The following is a 15,860-nucleotide window of genomic DNA, read 5'->3' as shown; positions in this document are numbered from 1 at the left end:
TGTTCTGTCATGGCATCGGTCGCAGAGTCCGTCGGAGTGTCGTACGCATGGGTGGCCACCCTCAGGTGAGTGCGGCCCGGGCCGCGGTCGGGGCGTCGGCGCGGAGGCCGGCGAAGAGTTCCTGCCAGGGCACGGGAGTCGCGCCCGGTCCCGTCTCGCTGCGCATCTCGAAGGTCACGCCGCGGGCCGCGGGGGAGTACAGCGCCTGCACACAGGCGTCGGCGACGAGCGGGCGGGCCACCCGGCCGTCGCCCAAGTCGCCCTGTTCCAGGTGCAGATGACCGTGATCGGGCTCGTCGGTCAGCCAGCCCGGGCGGATCACGGTGTACGGCAGCCCGGAGGAGCGGACCGCGTTCTCGCCCGCGAGGCGCCAGTCCAGCATCCGGCCGTAGGCGTTCATGGGGTGGTCGCGGCGGGTCACATGACGCTGGCTGACCAGCACGAAGTACGGGGCCGCGGCGGTGGAGTCCAGGGCGTCGAGGACATGGCGGACCCCGGTGTGCAGGGTGGTCTCGGGGCTGTCGGGTCCGGCGTCGTCGGTGCCCGGTTCCACGATGTAGACGACCGCGGAGCAGCCGTGCAGGGGCGTGCGGACGGAGGCGGGGGAGCGCACGTCGGCCGCGAAGAACTGGGCCTGCGGCGGGGTGTGCCGGCGGGCGCGCTGGGTGCTGCGGCCGATGACGCGGACGCGTTCGCTCCGGGCGAGCAGTTGACGGGCGACGAGCCGGCCTGTGCGGCCGGTTCCTCCTATGACGGCGATCGGGCTGTCCATCGAGATCTCCACGGGGGCTGCGGAAGAGCCGGAAAGGGCGGGGGAGTTGACGGGGGGAGCGCTCAGATCCAGTGCAGGATGTCGTCGGAGCTGGTCAGATGGGTGCCGGTGGGCAGCCCGGTGACGGCGGGCACCCGCAGCCGCGGATAGACGCTCACCCCGGACAGCCGGGTGCCGGGCCGCAGGTCGGCGGCCTCGCCGATCGCGGAGTGGACGAGCCGGACCGGGTTGTCCCGCTCGGAGTGCACCCGCGCCATCGGCCCGACGTACGAGTCGGTGATCCGGGCGTACGGCCCGACGACAGCGCTGTCGCCGATCGCCGTCCGGCTGAGCCGGGCGCCCTCGTCCACGTCGACGCCGTCACCGATGTCGCTGAACCGCAGCTTCACACCCGGCCCGATCTCGGCGTTGCGCCCGATGCGCACGGCGGGGCCGATGACGACACTGCCCTCGGAGATCTTCTGGGCGAGGGTGGTGCCGGTGACGCTGTCCTTGGTGCGCAGGCTGGACTCGTGGATCCAGTACGGCGGGTCGGTGCTCGTCGGTTCGCCCATGGCCCGGGTCATCCACCGGTAGCGGCCGCCGAGCACGTCGCCGAGGGTGGCGAGGTAGTCGGCGATGCTGCCGAGGTCACCGAGCCGGTCGATGGGCGCGGCGGCGACCGGCAGCCCGCGCCCGACCAGCCAGGGCAGCAGGTCGCCGCCCCAGTCGAGGCGCTGCTGGGCGAGCCGGATCATCTCGGCGTTGCGCACGGCCAGCCGCAGCCGGCCGCAGTCGACCAGGTACATCCCGGCGTTGGTGGGCAGGGTGCGGCCGGACGAAGCCAGCGGGGTCAACGATGTCTCGGGGAAGATCCGGTGGACGCGGTCCAGGGTGGGTTTCTCCACGAACCCCGAGACCAGGCCGTCCGGGGAGGTCTGCATCACGCCGTACTTGCCGGCGATCTCCTCGGGGGTACGGCCGACCGAGGCGACGGTCACGACGGCGTCTGCGGCGACGTGCGCCTCCTTCAGTCTGCCCAGGTCGAACTCGAAGACGGAGTCCACCGGCAGTACCAGTGCACGGCCCGTCAGGTCCCACTGTTCGAGGTTGTGCAGGGTGGCGGCGCCCGATCCGACGTTGTACCGGTCCAAGCGGGCACGGGAGTAGTGGATCTCCACGCCGAACCGTTCGCCGTGGCCGAGCACGAGCTTGATCTGGCTGTGGTTCTCGGCTCCCTGGGCGATCACGTAGAAGCGGCGGATGCCCTGGTCGCGGCAGGACTCGACGAGCCACTCGACGACGGAACGGCCGACGAACGGGATGAGGGCCTTGCTGCGGATGTAGTCGGACGAGGCGAGGGTGAGCGGCTTGGCGCGTTCGCCCCTGCCTCCCGCCAGGATGATTCCTAACGTCTCGTCCCCCATGACAGTCCTGCCTCCTCGGCTGACAAATCAACGCTCTTCAGTCAACTCGTGCTGTCATGTGGAGTCAAGTAAAAAGTAAAACAAGGGAGTTGGGGTGAACGTGAAGCAGCCCTGGCCGATGTCTCGACCAGGGCTGATGCTGCTTTACAGGAATGTTCGAGCGAACCTGAGAATCAGATGACTCTCAGCCGAACCAGCGCGCCGAGCGTCAACGCCCCCGGCAGCAGGGGCAGCCAGACCGTGATGATCCGGTAGGCCAGCACTACCGCCGTGGCCACCGCGACCGGGCCGCCCGCCGCCACCAGCGCCACGATCAGCGCGGCCTCCACCGAGCCGATCCCGCCCGGCGTGGGCACCAGCGCCACCGTGACCGTCGCCGCCAGATAGGCGAGCGCCATCTGCGCGGGCGGCACCGGCAGGTCCAACGCCTGCCCCACCGCGACGAGTCCGGCCGCCTGGAGTGCGGGGAACGCCAGCGAACCGCCCCACAGCGCGAGCGCCCGCGCCGGCCGCGTGTGCACGGAACGCGCCTCGCTGAGCGCCGTACGGAGGAACGACAGGATCGCCGTCCGCAGCCGCCGTACCAGAACGAGGGTCAGGACCGCCGCGCACAGCACGGCGCCGACGATGGCGAGCAGCGGGCCAAGTGCCCCCGCGGGCAGGAGAGTTCCGAGGCGCAGGGCGTCCGGGAAGGCGATCAGCAGACCGGTGAGCAGGCTCAGCCGGGCTATCGACTCCGCGAGCAGGTACAGGGCCAGCGCCGCGGACGAACGGGCCAGCGGCAGCCCGCACACCGTCAGGAAGCGCAGGTTGACCGCGCCCGCGCCAAGTCCCGTGGGTAGCAGGTGGTTTGCCGCACCCGCCGCGAACTGTGTGGCCAACAGCCGTCGTGCGGGCAGCCGTTCGACCACGGCACCCTGCCGGGTGAAAGCGGCGGCGACCCAGGTCAGACAGGTGGCACCGGCCGCCGCCACCAGCCAGGGCCACTCCGCGGCCCGCAGCTGGCCGAAGCCCTCGACGAGGACGGACCGGTGCTGGACGGCGACGACGGTGACCAGGAGCAGCGGAAGCAGGCACAGGATCTGCCGGACGCGGACGTGTCTCACATCCCTGGAGGGTTTCCGCGCCACGACAACTGCGGGTTGCGGCTGCAGGGACAGGTCCTTACGCGCGTCGTTACACGAGGCTGCGGCGAATCCGTTGACCTCAACGCCGCTTGAGGTCCTACGGTCTCTCCCATGAGCATGGAGAGCACGGCCTGGACCCAATTGCACACCGTCATGACCGCAGAACAGGAACGCCGCCCCTTCGCCCGCGCCACGCTGCGCCGCATCGCGGAGTTCGCTAGGCCGCACCGCCGCCCGATCGCGCGGTTCGTCCTGCTCGGGGTGGTGACCGCGCTGCTCGCCGTCGCGACCCCCGTACTCGCCGGGCACGTCGTCGACGCGATCGTGTCGGGCGGCGACGACGGCACCGTCGTACGCCTCGCCCTGCTCATCGCCCTGATCGCGGTCGCCGAGGCGGCCCTCGGCATTCTGGGACGGCGGCTTTCCGCCGCGCTCGGGGAGGGGCTCATCCTCGATCTGCGGACAGCTGTGTTCGATCATGTGCAGCGCATGCCGGTCGCGTTCTTCACACGTACCCGTACGGGCGCGCTCGTCTCCCGACTCAACAACGACGTCATCGGAGCCCAACGGGCGTTCAGCAACACCCTGTCCGGAGTGGTGAGCAACTTCGTCACGCTGCTGCTCACGCTGGTCGTCATGCTCACCCTGTCCTGGCAGATCACCCTGCTCGCGCTCGTGCTGCTCCCGGTGTTCGTGATCCCGGCCCGCCGGATGGGCAGCCGCATGGCCCGCATGCAGCGCGAGGCGGCCACGCTCAACGCCGCGATGAGCACCCGTATGACCGAACGCTTCTCCGCGCCCGGCGCGACCCTCGTCAAACTCTTCGGCCGCCCCGACGAGGAGTCCGTGGAGTTCGCGGAGCGCGCGAGCCAGGTCCGGGACATCGGCGTCCGCACGGCCACCGCCCAGTCGGTGTTCATCACCTCGCTGACCCTGGTCTCCGCCCTGGCCCTCGCCCTCGTCTACGGCCTCGGCGGCTGGTTCGCCCTGCACGGCAGCCTGGAGCCGGGCGCGGTCGTGTCACTGGCCCTGCTCCTGACCCGCCTCTACGCCCCGCTCACCGCCCTCGCCGGAGCCCGCGTCGAGGTGATGAGCGCGCTGGTCAGCTTCGAGCGCGTCTTCGAGGTCCTCGACCTCAAACCCCTCATCGAGGACAAACCCGATGCCCGTGAGGTCCCCGAGGGCCCGGTCGCGGTCGAGTTCGACGAGGTCCGCTTCGCCTACCCCTCCGCCGACAAGGTCTCCCTCGCCTCACTCGAAGAGGTCGCCTCCCTCGACACCCGCGGCGGCGCCGAGGTCCTGCACGGCATCTCCTTCCGCGCCGAACCCGGCCAGACCATCGCCCTCGTCGGCTCCTCCGGCGCCGGCAAGTCGACGGTCGCCCAGCTCCTGCCCCGGCTCTACGACGTCGACGAAGGCGCCGTACGCGTCGGAGGCGTCGACGTCCGCGACCTCACCGCCGCCTCCCTGCGGGCCACCCTCGGCATGGTCACCCAGGACGGCCACCTCTTCCACGACTCGGTCCGCGCCAACCTCCTGCTGGCCCAACCCGCCGCCACCGAGGACGAGTTGTGGGACGCGCTGCGCCGCTCCCGCCTCGACGATCTCGTACGGTCCCTGCCCGACGGCCTGGACACGGTCGTCGGCGAACGCGGCTACCGGCTCTCCGGAGGCGAGCGCCAACGCCTCACCATCGCCCGGCTGTTGCTGGCCGGGCAGCGCGTCGTCATCCTCGACGAGGCCACCGCCCACCTGGACAACACCTCGGAAGCGGCCGTCCAGGAGGCGCTCACCGAGGCGTTGCAGGGCCGCACGGCCGTGGTGATCGCCCACCGGCTGTCCACTGTGCGCTCCGCCGACCAGATCCTCGTCGTCGAGGCGGGCCGCATCGTGGAACGCGGCACGCACGACCAACTCCTCGCGGGGGATGGGCGATACGCGGAGCTGTACCGCACGCAGTTCGAGAAGCAGCCGGAGATCGGACCGGTCCAGGAAGCGGTGGTGTGACGGCGGAGCGGCGTCAGGGCTCGCGGTGCTCGTGCGCCGCCTGCTCCAACCCCTCGGCCTCCGCCTCGGCCACCCGGATCTCGGCCTCCACGTCGATCGAGCGGCTCAGCCACCAGTACAGCGCCCCGGCGACGGGCAGCCCGACGAACAGTGAGAGGTCGGCGCCGTCCATGGCGTGCGCGATCGGGCCGACGTAGAGCGTGCCGACGGAGAAGAACGGCACCATGACGCCGAAGCCCACGAGGTAGGAGATGATGCCGTGCCAGCCCCAACGGCCGTACATGCCATGGGGGTTGAAGATCTCGGCGATCGCGTAGTGGCCGCGGCGCACCACGTAGTAGTCCATCAGGTTGACCGCGGTCCACGGGATGAACAGATAGAGCACCAGCAGCAGGAAGTTGTTGAAGTTCGTCAGGAAGTTCGCGGTCGCGGCCATCGCGCCGGCCAGGGAGAGCGCGGCGGTCAGTCCGATCGTCAACGCCCTGACGGACACGGTCGGTTGGACCTTCTTGAACGAGTCGATCGCGCTGATCAGGGTCAGCGAACCGCCGTACATGTTCAGCGCGGTCACCGAGACCAGGCCCAGGGTGGCGAAGAGCAGCACGATCGCGCCGAAGCCGCTGAACACCTTGTCGCCCGCCGCGTTGATCGAGCGGATCGTGTCGAAGTCCTTGCCCGCCCAGGCGGCGAGCAGCGCGCCGAGCGTCATCAGCCAGACCCCGCCGAGCGCCGAACCGAAGTAGGTCCAGTAGAAGGTCTTGCGGACGGTCACGTCCGGCGGGAGGTAGCGCGAGTAGTCCGAGACGTAGATCGCCCAGCTGATCTGGTAGCCCGCGACCACGCCGAACTGCGCGAGGAACGGCGTCCAGGAGAAGCCGCCGAGGTCGAAGGAGCCGGCCGGGTAGTGCAGGGTCGCCAGCACGCCCACGGTGAAGATCCCGAAGACGACCAGGAAGGTGTACGTCAGGAACTGCTCGGCCTTGTGGATGACGTCGTAGCCCACCAGCGCGATCACGAAGCCGACCACGGTGACCACGGCCACCCACATCTTGGTGCCGCCGTGCACCGTGGTGTGCAGGGCCTCACCGGCGAGGATCGTGTTGAAGACGTTGAAGCCCGCGTACTGTACATACGCGAACAGCCACACCAACAGGGCGCCCACGTAACCGAATTGGGGCCGCGACTGGATCATCTGCGGCAGCCCCAGCTGGGGGCCCTGGGCCGAGTGGAAGGCCATGAAGAAGGTGCCGAGCAGGGTGCCCGCGACGATCGCGATGAGCGACCAGATGAGGTTGCCGCCCTCGGTGATGCTGATCAGGCCGACGGCGAGGGTGGCGATCTGCGCGTTCGACATGAACCACAGGGGGCCCAGGTGCCACAGCTTGCCGTGGCGCTCGTTCAGGGGGACATAGTCGATGGAACGTATCTCCAGCCCCGACACCCGGGGCTCAGATGTGGTGGTCACGGTGCCTCCAGGATGCTGATCAGGCCTGTGTGGCCACATTCATCCCCCGCAGGGGTCCCGGCAACCGCAACTGAATCTGTGAACCACTCTCTTTACCTGGTCCATACATGACGCTTGGGCCTGTGATGGCGCGGGCCCCTCGCTGTAAAGTAGGCGAACAGCCTTTGACCTGCATAAACGCAGGCAGGGAGCCGACCCGGTGCTGACCTTTTACCGAGCATGGAGAGACTCCCGAATCTCCGGCTTGCTGACCTGCGCCTGCGCCTGCGCCTGCGGCAGGGGCCTCCTGCGCCGCCCATCGCCCTGCTCGGAAGGCTTGATGCGTGGGTCGACAGCTTGCTCGTGGGATCGGGTCGTTCTTCAAGGAGTGCGGTTGTTCCAGGCCGACCCGTTGCCCGCGCTCGTACACGATTCGGTTCCGGAAGGCTCTCGGTAAGCAGCGTGAAGAGGTCGGCTACGACACGCAGGACGACGTGATCGAGAGTCTCACCGTGCACATTTCCGAACGTCGGTATTCCGGCCTCACGTGGGCCTGTCGGAATGATCTCCCTGAGAGTCACGGAAAGTGTTTGCAGAGAGGGAGATCGTTGCGTCATGTCAAGGCGCGCTACATGAGGTATTCGTGGGTGCGTAATTCTCGGCCGTCGTCAACTTGGAGTTCTGGTGGGACGCGGGGTGTGGTCGGGCGTAGTGCCGGGCGGCCCGGGTGCCCAAGTCTCCTCCCGCGCTTCTGGGTCGACGGTGGCGAGTGGTGTGGACGATGTGTTGCGAGTGGCTCCGTTGGGCGTGGCCGTGTCACTGCTGTGGCGGTCGGGACGTTGGAACGCACAGGACATGTGTTGCACAGCTCGTTCAACTGATGCGACGCCGCAGTTGAACGGCCGTCGGTTCACAGGTAGGAAACCTCGACAGCTCTGCAGCGAAACGTGAACATGTATGTGGGTTCGAAAGGGCTTTCGAGAGCTCAGGGGGAGACGGGATTGGTTCGCTGGAGGTGTTGTCGGCGCACCGGAGGTGCTGGCGGCGATCGCCAGTGAGGCGGCAGGAATGGGTGAGATGTCGGGCTCGCCTTGAGTTGGGAACGGATGTGAGGCACTGGACGTTCTTACCCATGCCCTGTTTCAGGGGCCGCTGTAATGTCCTGGGCGCTTATTACGGCCTCTTGCTCGGATTCCAGGAAGGCGTGGTGGTGTCTGTCAGATTTTCTTGTGGCAAAGGGATTCGAATCTTGTGCCAATGGGGGAGATGAGCTTGAATCGTCACACTGTCGACTTGATGTCATCAATACGTGAAGATAGAGCGATCGATGCGGCCTCGCCGATTGTGCCATCCAAGGCTCGCGAAAGACAAGTTGTACCTGTTCTGATTGAGTCTCTCCTGCCGGGTGAATCACCGCGGTTGGAAGGTCAGGATGCGAATCACGTAGCTCGGTTAGCCGATCTTGATGTTCCCCTTCCTCCTATTCTCGTGGATCGGCGCAGTATGCGCGTGATCGACGGGATGCATCGCCTGATGGTTGCCTTTTTGAAAGGCCAGGAGACGATCGAAGTCGAGTTGTTCGATGGCACCCCAGAGGAAGCCTTCCTGCGGGCCGTCGAAGCTAATGTGACGCATGGTCTTCCTCTGTCAAAGGAAGATCGCCGAGCTGCGGCCGCGCGCATTATCGCGTCACATCCCGAGATGTCGGACCGGGCTATCGCACGCGCCGCAGGCCTGGGAGCCAAGGCGGTGGCGCTCCTCCGACGAAGCTCGGACGCTGACGCGTCGCAGCTGGGTGCACGTGTTGGCAGAGACGGCAAGGCCCGCCCCCTCAACAGCACCGAGGGCAGGATCCGTGCGGCCGAGCTGATCGCGGAGAATCCGGATGCTTCGCTACGCGAAGTGGCACGCCGCGCAGGTATCTCGCCGGCGACCGTGAGCGATGTCCGTAAGCGAATCACGTCCGGTGAGCCGCCCGTGGCGGAGCAGGTGGCGACTGAGACGGATTCCGAGCCCGATCGCCTCAGCCCGGCGGATTCGGTGCAGGCCGGTACAGGGCGTGTAGTACGAAGAGTGCGGCTGGTTCAGCCGGATCCTGTCTCGCTGGTCGAGAAACTGGTGCGTGATCCGTCCCTGAGGCACAAGGAAGAGGGGCGATACCTGCTTCGTGTCCTGCAACTGAACGCCATCGGGGCTCAGGAGTGGTCCAAGCTTGCCGCAGCAGTGCCGCCGCACTTTGGTGACTTGATCGCCGACCTCGCGAGACAGTATGCGGAGACTTGGGCGGAGTTCGCCAAGGAGCTGGACGAGCGCATCCAGGCCATCAGAGATGAGACCGAGGCTTCGATGTAGTAGCAGGTGACTCCGTAGAACTCGTAACACGACCTTCTTGAACTGTCCTGGTCGGGCGTGATCGGTGTGTCGATTCGGCCGTTCGTGATGGTGTGAGTACTCGGCAGTGAATCGCGGACGACCACTTGTGGGCGTTGATCGAGCCGCTGCTGCCGCCCTGGCCCGAGAAGTCGCCGGGGCCACGGCCGGTGGCGAACCCGCTCTGCTTGTAGGGCTTCGTGTATGTCCTCTACAAGGGCATTGCTCGGCAACTCCTGCGTATGGAGCTGGCGTTCGGCTCGGGGTGGACCTGCCGGCGCCGTCTGGAGAGGTGACAGCAGCCTGGGGTATTCGACCAGCTGCACCGGATCCTGGCGGTAGAGCCGGACGCCGTCAGTGAACAACGTGGGGAGCCTCTTCAGTGTTGCCGCTCCAGGGTGAGAATGGCTTTGGCGATTGACGTCATGCGGTTGGGGCGGCAGTGGGACCTGCGGAAGATCCGCCAGGACTTCAGGCGTGCGACGCCGCGTTCGACCGGTGCCCGGGCCGCGGCCAGGGCCCGGTTGACGGTCTTCCCGGTAGGGGGAGTTCCCGCAGGGGCCTGCGTTTGATGCCCGTGGTCAGCCAAGGGTCACCGCCCTGGTAGGCGAGGTCGGCCAGGATGGGGACGCCCTGGCGCTCGCAGATGCGGATGGTCCGGTGGGTGCGGGCGGCGGTCAGGTCGTGGGAGCGGCCCGGCAGCGCGGGCAAGAGCCACAGCAGCCGGCCGTCCGGATCGGTGACTAGCTGCACGTTCACCCCGTGCCGGCGGTGCTTGTGGGAGTAGTCGGCCCGTCCGTCGCCGACCCGGTCGCACTCGGCGAGCGTGCCGTCCAGGAGGACGAAGTCCGGATCCTGCTCGCGTAGGACCTTCAGCAGGCCCGGTGCACGGTCGGCGAGGAGGTCGATGACCGCGCTGGTGCAGGCGTGGGCGGTGGACTCGCTGATCTCGAACCCGGCAGCAATCTTCGCCAGGGTGGTGTGTTCGCGCAGGTATACCAGTGCCACCATCGCGCGTTGGGACGGGCGGAGCTTGCGGCGCCGGTCGCCCTCGCGGGTGACAACGAGCATGGTGACCCCGTCCACGAGCGCATGGGGCAGGTCGAGTGCGGCAGGATGGATGACCAACGAGGCCCCTGAGCAGCGTGGTTGAGACGTCAGACATCTCGATCAACTGCCCGGGGGCCTCGCTCGTTGCGCTTCACGGACCGTCACCCGATCGGTGGCCGCTCGAAGAAGCTCAATGATCAGCTGATTCGATCCAGTAGGTCTTTGCCCGCTGCCTGCGACGTCGCGTCAGCGGGTCGAGAAGGAAGCGGCTCGCCAGACCGATCGGGGTGACGACCAGGAAGTAGATGATGAAGAGCATGATGTCTCTCACGACCTCTCCGGTGAGGATGGTTGGCGGGAGGGGTCAGTCGAGGGGGATGTCCGCACGCCAGTCGCCTTCCTCGGACCACGCAGGCTGCTCGCTCTTGTGCAGCAGGAAACCGCCCATCGCGAGCATGTCGATGTCGGTGCGCATGAAGCAGGTGTAGGCGTCGTGCGGCGAGTTCACGATCGGCTCGCCGCGGACGTTGAACGACGTGTTGACCAGCACCGGGCAGCCCGTGCGCGCCTTGAAGGCGGTCAGCAGCTCGTGGTAGGCGGGGTTGCTGTCCGGGGTGACCGTTTGCACGCGCGCGGAGCCGTCGACGTGGGTGACGGCGGGGATCGTGGAACGCTGCACGTGCAGCAGGTCGATTCCGGTCGCGTCGGTCTCGGTCACCGGGAGCTGCTGGGCCGCCGCCACCTGCGCCACCACCAGCATGTACGGGCTCTCCTGGCGGAGGTCGAAGTAGTCCTTCGCATCAGCGGCCAGCACGGCTGGCGCGAACGGGCGGAACGACTCCCGGAACTTGATTTTGAGGTTCATGGCGGACTGCATCGCGGGATCGCGCGGATCGCCCAGGATGGAGCGGGCTCCCAGCGCCCGAGGTCCGAACTCCATGCGGTCCTGGAACCATCCGACGACCTTGCCGTCGGCCAGTGCCGCCGCGACGTCATCAACCAGGCTGCCGGAATCCGGACGGTGGTGTGGAATTCCGCGGCTCCGCAGGAATTCGGCGATCTGCGCGTCGCTGAAGGCGGGGCCCAGTAGAGAGCCGGACATCGCGTCCCGCCGGCTGCCGACGTGGTCGCGCACGGCTCCTCGCTCCATCGCCACCGCCATGGCCGCCCCCAGTGCCCCGCCGGCGTCCCCGGCAGCGGGCTGGATCCATACCTCGTCGAAGACCCCGCTCCTGACGATCTCTCCGTTGGCGACGCAGTTCAACGCCACGCCGCCGGCCAGGCAGAGGGTGGCTTCCCCTGTGCGCTCCTGCGCGGTACGAGCCAGGCGGAGCATCACGTCCTCGGTGACGCTCTGGACGGACGCAGCCAGATCGAACTCGCGCTGCGTCAGCGGTCCCTCGGGCGTGCGCCGCGGACCGCCGAAGAGTTTCTCGAACGCCCGGCCGGTCATCACCTGCCCCCGCAGGTACTCGAAGTACCGCATGTCCATGTGGAACGACCCGTCCGGCTTGATGTCGATCAGCCGCTCCCTCATCAGGTCCGCGTACCGGGGCCTGCCGTACGGGGCCAGGCCCATGAGCTTGTATTCGCCGGAATCGACCTTGAAGCCGCAGAAGTAGGTCAGGGCGGAGTACAGCAGTCCCAGCGAATGCGGGAACCGGATCTCGGCGAGCGCCCTGAGCTGAGTGTCCCGGCCATGCCACAACGTCGTGGTGGCCCATTCGCCCACACCGTCCACGCACAGAACGGCGGCCGACTGATACGGGCTGGGGAAGAAGGCCGAGGCCGCGTGTGACTCGTGGTGCCGCCGCGCGACAATGTCCGGCACCTTCCCCAGGCCCATCGACTCGAGTTCGCGCCGGATGACCTGGAGCGTCCGGAGCTTGCCGTCGGACCGCAGCCAACTCGGCAGGGTTTCACGGAAGGAGGTGACAGCCGCGGGCGCGGTACCTATCAGGGTGGCCAGTACCCTGCGGAACTTCAGCCGGGGGTCTTCGTGGTAGGCGACCGTGGAGATGTCCGCGAAGGACACCCCCAACTCGTCGAGACAGCTGCGGACCGCCTGGACGGGAAACGAGGGATCATGCCGTTTCCTGCTGAAACGCTCTTCCTGCGCGGCCGCGACGGGAACTCCGTCGCGCACGAGCGCGGCCGCGCTGTCATGGTAGAAGGCCGAGATTCCGAGAACCAGGTCAGACACCGGTGTGCTCCTCCGTCCCTGGTACGACCGCTCTGGGACCGCGAGGCCGGCTTCCGGCGAGCCGACCGTGACGGCCGGCCCTGCGGGCCATGAATCCGGTGGGGGGATTGAGCGAGCGGTAGCCGACGCGCACCCGCTCCCAGGTCTCTGCCCGGCTGCCCGGCCCGGCGCGGTCCGGCAGGCTCGTCATGAATGAGTCGACGGCGTCGGCCGCCCAGGCGGAATGCCCAGTCGCGACGTTGTCGATGGTGTTGTGGATGTCCACGAAGCGGGTGCTGAAGCCGTATTCCCGCAGTGCCAGCCCCGCCCTGCGGTAGGCGCCGCCCACGCCGGACAGCTCCATGGCGAGATTGAGACCGAGCACCTCGGGCAGGAAGGTGCGCGGGAAGCGTCCGATGCACAGCCAGTAGACGGGCAGTTCGAACGACGCGTCGCGGAAGCCCGGCCAGCGCGCGAACTCCGGTGAGTCCGTGGGCGGTAGCTGGACGGCCATCTCCTTCAAGACCTGACGGTAGATCAGGGGGTGGTTCAGGTTGGTGTCGCCATTGCCCAGTTCGTCCCAGTAGGTCGCGAAGAGTGAGTGTCCGATGTCCGAAGACGCCAGTTCGTAGTCGGTGAAGCCCTGCAGCCAGCTTCCGTCGATCAGGGTGAGCGGCGCCGTCTGCACAGCGTCGTCCACCACGGCCTCGCGTGACGGCAACGGGACGTTCACGCTCTCCTCGAAGTACGCTCCGTGCCGGTCGTGCTGCGCCAGGAGCCAGGGCCGCAGACCTTCGGTCGTCCACCGCGCCGGGAGCGGCACGGACCGGGAGTCCATTCGATGCCGGGCGCGTGCCAGCCATCCTCGTATGTATCGCAGGCACCAGTCGTTCAGTTCCGGGCTGCCGGTACGCACCATGAGCGCGTGGTAGGCCTCGCGCAGGTCGCGCGGGCCGCCGCCGGACGGGACTCCGGTCTCCAGCAGGCCGGACAGCTTCACCAGGGGCCGCGGGTCCGACGGCCGCGCGGCGGGAGCCGGTGTACGGGTGGGAGCGTCAGAATCGCGGGGCTTCGTGGGACCGGGGAGGGCGTCGATCCACCGGCTGATGACGGAGAGATCATCGGGCGAGAAGACCCTGAACATCGGGCCGCGCTCGCTGACCAAACCCTTGACCAGAGGACTGGCACCGGAACGCCCCGGTCTGACGAGATCGCTGCGCGCCAGGACATCGAGAAACGGCTTCGGATCGTCCCGGCAGTCCTTCAGCCACTCGGACAGCGGCCGATCCTTCAAGAGGACGTGACGGTGGTAGAACGAGCCTTCCCTGGCACGCCGTCGCATCAGCTCGGCCATGTCGAAGCCAGGGTCCAGCGATGCGCGCAACTCCTCGCGCAGCGCGTCGACCTGGTCCTTCAGCGTGGCCAGTGCCCAGCGGAAGCCCGTGTATACCCGTGCGGCTGACTCCGGACCGGACCGCACCAGGGTGTCCGCGATGGCACGGCACCGGTCGATCGGCGGAAGATCGCCGTCCGTTGCCGCGGAGTAGTCGATCGCCGCCCAGTCTGCGTTCAGCTCCCGCCCAGCCAGAGCGAGCGGCGGCGGCACCCCTACGGCGCGCAGACACAGGTCCGCCCCGATGAGCTCGTCGCGGAAGTCGTCGGGCCGTCGGCTCATCAGGAGGAGCAGGGCCGCGAGACGGAATGCCATGTCCGCGATCCGCCGGTCGCCGGCAAGACGAGCCAGCGGTACGGCGTTGTCCGAGGCCCGCAACCGCCGCAGCAGACCAAGGTAGGCACTGCCCCTGGCCGAACCGGGGTGGCCAACGCCGACATCGGAGGCGTAGAGCGCGAGGGTCCGGAGCGACAGTGTCGAGTCCGCGGTGCCCGGGGCCGTGAGCCACTGGAGCCACGCCCCGGACGCGAGGCCGAGGGGCGCCCATCCAAGGGCTGCCCTGCGGACGAGGAGCCGGCGGCCCTCGGCGTCAGTGAGGCGCCCAACCGCTCGGTATGCGTCGGCAGCTGCGGACGACCACTCGGCGGCCATGCGGATCAGGTTGTCGAGCGGCTGATCGGTGCCGACGGAGGCTTGGAGCAGCTCCGTGCGGACCAGGTCGACCAGCGTGCCACCCGGGACGAGCGCTTCAGGATCGGCGGCGTGGGCGTAGAGCCTGCGATAGGTGTGCTCGAAGCCGACGCCCCGCGCGGATGAGGCGGGTGCGACGGTGCCGCCGCTTGTCACGTCATGGTGCATGGGCCCTCCCAGTAGGTGGACTTGCCACGTGTGCCGAGCGGAGTCGCGAACTCTCAGAACATCGGATAGATCGATGCGTCGTCCTTCCGTCCGCCGCGTTTCCGGCGCCGGAAGATCTTGTCGACGATCATGCGTATGAAAGACATGCCACACCTCGCTTGGGCAGCACGCGCACCGCGTGTCTGGAGACGCTGGGGCCTAGGAGAGCTCGAGTGCTTCGGCCATGGTTCTGGCGACGATGTCGTGGCCCGTGTCGTTGTAGTGCACGCGGTCGACGAAGAGCCAGTCGTGCGGGGTCGTCGCCTCGGCGACGACGGGGTTCAGATCGAGGAACCGGACTCCCCGCTTCTCGCAGCCGACGCGAAGCGCCGCGGCGAAGGTTCGCGCGACCTCTGTCGTCGCGACGTCCCCGTAGAGTTCCTCCCACACCCCCCGCTTGTAGATTCGGTCCCTCTCCTCGAAGAGGATCTCCTCCTGCGGTGTGGAGGTCTGACGCATCCACCGGGACATCGGCTGGAGAACGTACGAAATACGTGTCTCAGGACCGGCTACGCGCTGCCACGTGTCGAGCTGGCGGAGCGTGGTGTCCGCCGCGGAGTCGATGACCGTGGTGATGTCGCGGCGCACGTCGTCGAAGGTCGCGACGCCGGCTGGTGAGGACGACGCTTTCGCCCGGCGGCCGAAGCGCCTGGACCGGTCCCGGTTCTGCTCCCGCAGCTCCTCCATTTTCTCGAAGTACTCGCCGCAGAAGAAGAAGGCGCCATGATCACCCTGCTGCCACTCGGGCAGCCGCGCGAGCATCATGGCGTTGACGCCAGAACAGATGACGATCTCGCTGATGTTGCCCAGCAGGTTCCGGTACAGCGTGAAAAGCAGTGCTTCCTGGGCCGGGTTGAAGCAGTGGCCGGCGAAGTTGAGCCACGGTTCGGACGGGGCGTACCGGCTCCACAGCAGGGATGCCAGCGTACTGTCGTCGCTGGTGGCGCCTACGCCGAGGGCGGTCGAGCCGCCGGTGAGGATACGCACCGGTCCCGGCGGGACATGCCCCGCGGCGGACGCCTTGGTCCCGTCCGGCCCGGTGCTGACGCGGAAGCCGGACCGGTCGGTGTTGACAGTCGGCGAGATGAAATCAGGCCGTCCGAAGTACATGAGGTAGGGCAGGTAATGACGCCGCCCGGCGTCGTTGAACTCGTCGTAATCCCGCATTTGCGGCGTTAGTTCATACCGTTGGAGCTTCACAGCCACAGCGTC

Annotated in this window: 10 protein-coding genes and 1 pseudogene; 2 read left to right on the top strand and 9 right to left on the bottom strand. The window is 67.8% G+C overall.

The features are described from left to right. Nucleotides 1-61 precede the first annotated feature (61 nt). The 3 genes from OG714_RS07935 to OG714_RS07925 all read right to left on the bottom strand — a co-directional run bounded on the left by OG714_RS07935 (nt 62) and on the right by OG714_RS07925 (nt 3,284). On the bottom strand, nt 62-772 hold the full coding sequence (locus OG714_RS07935) for an NAD(P)H-binding protein (protein WP_406119553.1): 711 nt from the start codon (nt 770-772) through the stop codon (nt 62-64). 62 nt (nt 773-834) lie between these two features. Next, the gene (locus OG714_RS07930; RefSeq protein WP_406119551.1) at nt 835-2,178 is read right to left on the bottom strand and encodes a sugar phosphate nucleotidyltransferase; all 1,344 of its coding nucleotides are present in this window, start codon (nt 2,176-2,178) and stop codon (nt 835-837) included. Nucleotides 2,179-2,351: 173 nt separating this feature from the next. Beyond that, on the bottom strand, nt 2,352-3,284 hold the full coding sequence (locus OG714_RS07925) for a YbhN family protein (protein ID WP_406119549.1): 933 nt from the start codon (nt 3,282-3,284) through the stop codon (nt 2,352-2,354). Nucleotides 3,285-3,422: 138 nt separating this feature from the next. On the opposite strand from OG714_RS07925, the gene OG714_RS07920 reads away from it, so the two are divergent. Continuing rightward, nucleotides 3,423-5,312: an ABC transporter ATP-binding protein gene (locus OG714_RS07920; RefSeq protein ID WP_406131752.1), complete on the top strand. Its 1,890-nt coding sequence runs from the start codon at nt 3,423-3,425 to the stop codon at nt 5,310-5,312. Between the two features lie 13 nt (nt 5,313-5,325). Here OG714_RS07920 and OG714_RS07915 read toward each other — a convergent pair whose 3' ends face one another. After that, on the bottom strand, nt 5,326-6,777 hold the full coding sequence (locus tag OG714_RS07915; RefSeq protein ID WP_406119548.1) for a purine-cytosine permease family protein: 1,452 nt from the start codon (nt 6,775-6,777) through the stop codon (nt 5,326-5,328). Between the two features lie 1,482 nt (nt 6,778-8,259). Here OG714_RS07915 and OG714_RS07910 point away from each other — a divergent pair. Further along, nucleotides 8,260-9,108, top strand: coding sequence for a transcriptional regulator (locus OG714_RS07910; RefSeq protein WP_406119546.1), 849 nt, complete (start codon nt 8,260-8,262; stop codon nt 9,106-9,108). 397 nt (nt 9,109-9,505) lie between these two features. Here the strand turns inward: OG714_RS07910 and OG714_RS07905 are convergent. The 5 genes and pseudogenes from OG714_RS07905 to OG714_RS07885 form a co-directional block, all read right to left on the bottom strand. Further along, nucleotides 9,506-10,254, bottom strand: a pseudogene (locus OG714_RS07905) (transposase family protein). 112 nt (nt 10,255-10,366) lie between these two features. Continuing rightward, nucleotides 10,367-10,507 (bottom strand): hypothetical protein, encoded by a 141-nt coding sequence (locus OG714_RS07900; protein ID WP_393763886.1) that lies wholly within the window; start codon nt 10,505-10,507, stop codon nt 10,367-10,369. 33 nt (nt 10,508-10,540) lie between these two features. Continuing rightward, the gene (locus OG714_RS07895; RefSeq protein ID WP_406119545.1) at nt 10,541-12,379 is read right to left on the bottom strand and encodes a carbamoyltransferase; all 1,839 of its coding nucleotides are present in this window, start codon (nt 12,377-12,379) and stop codon (nt 10,541-10,543) included. Continuing rightward, on the bottom strand, nt 12,372-14,609 hold the full coding sequence (locus OG714_RS07890) for an iron-containing redox enzyme family protein (protein ID WP_406119544.1): 2,238 nt from the start codon (nt 14,607-14,609) through the stop codon (nt 12,372-12,374). Before OG714_RS07890 ends, OG714_RS07895 begins: the two co-directional genes overlap by 8 nt. 198 nt (nt 14,610-14,807) lie before the next feature. After that, the gene (locus OG714_RS07885; RefSeq protein ID WP_406119542.1) at nt 14,808-15,854 is read right to left on the bottom strand and encodes an SGNH/GDSL hydrolase family protein; all 1,047 of its coding nucleotides are present in this window, start codon (nt 15,852-15,854) and stop codon (nt 14,808-14,810) included. Nucleotides 15,855-15,860: the final 6 nt, after the last annotated feature.

It is taken from the genome of Streptomyces sp. NBC_00989 (assembly GCF_045162655.1).
In the GTDB taxonomy this organism is placed as follows: domain Bacteria; phylum Actinomycetota; class Actinomycetes; order Streptomycetales; family Streptomycetaceae; genus Streptomyces.
This window is presented reverse-complemented; position numbering and strand designations above follow the sequence as displayed.

Excerpts from the sequence above, each read along its gene's own strand:
- OG714_RS07920 (WP_406131752.1), top strand. The coding sequence starts at position 3,423 with ATGGAGAGCACGGCCTGGACCCAATTGCACACCGTCATGACCGCAGAA.
- OG714_RS07890 (WP_406119544.1), bottom strand. The coding sequence starts at position 14,609 with ATGCACCATGACGTGACAAGCGGCGGCACCGTCGCACCCGCCTCATCC.
- OG714_RS07930 (WP_406119551.1), bottom strand. The coding sequence starts at position 2,178 with ATGGGGGACGAGACGTTAGGAATCATCCTGGCGGGAGGCAGGGGCGAA.
- OG714_RS07910 (WP_406119546.1), top strand. The coding sequence starts at position 8,260 with ATGCGCGTGATCGACGGGATGCATCGCCTGATGGTTGCCTTTTTGAAA.
- OG714_RS07935 (WP_406119553.1), bottom strand. The coding sequence starts at position 772 with ATGGACAGCCCGATCGCCGTCATAGGAGGAACCGGCCGCACAGGCCGG.